The organism is Bartonella sp. AA86SXKL, assembly GCF_042196885.1.
In genome coordinates, this window is the sequence record NZ_JBHIRE010000496.1 from 1 (window position 1) to 600 (window position 600).

Below are 600 nucleotides of genomic sequence, written 5' to 3' on the forward strand. Positions count from 1 at the left end.
ATTGATTTGCACTAGGAGCAGCGAGAGGTCGACCAAAACATTTTACAACTTCCGCAAAAAAACTATCTGGAAAACGAACCGCCAATGTATTCAGACCAGAAGTGGTTAAAGGATGGATATTATGCTGTGCCTTTAAAGGGAGAACGAATGTCAAAGGCCCTGGCCAAAATACTTCCATTAAATGACGTGAAAGAAAATCAATTTCAACATAGCGTTCCGCCATAAAAATACTGCTTACATGAGCAATAAGAGGATTAAATTTCGGCCGCCTCTTTGTCAAAAAAATAGAAGCGATAGCATTTCCATTGGTTGCATCACCAGCCAATCCGTAGACAGTTTCTGTCGGTAGTGCCACTAATCTTCCCTGTTCAAGGAGCGCAACAGCTTCTTTTACCGAAGCACTATTGAAAGGCAGAATCGTCATGACATATAATCTCTGTAGCGCTTTTTAAGCGGTGCAAAACTATAACGATGTAGCCCCACAACCGGTCCATATTTTTCAAGAGCAGCACGGTGCGCTAGCGTTGCATAACCTACATGCTTCTCTAAACCATAGCCTTTATAAACCTGCCCCGCGCATTCCATCATCTGATCACGCGT

General features: G+C 43.0%; 1 protein-coding gene and 1 pseudogene. Both read right to left on the bottom strand.

Annotation, left to right across the window (positions count from 1 at the left end):
- A partial coding sequence (locus ACFIO5_RS12860) for an L-threonylcarbamoyladenylate synthase (protein WP_375705616.1) occupies positions 1 to 424 on the bottom strand: 424 nt, incomplete at its 3' end.
- Positions 421 to 600: pseudogene (locus ACFIO5_RS12865) on the bottom strand (ribonuclease HII); the annotation flags it as partial. The gene ACFIO5_RS12860 and the pseudogene ACFIO5_RS12865, both read right to left, overlap by 4 nt.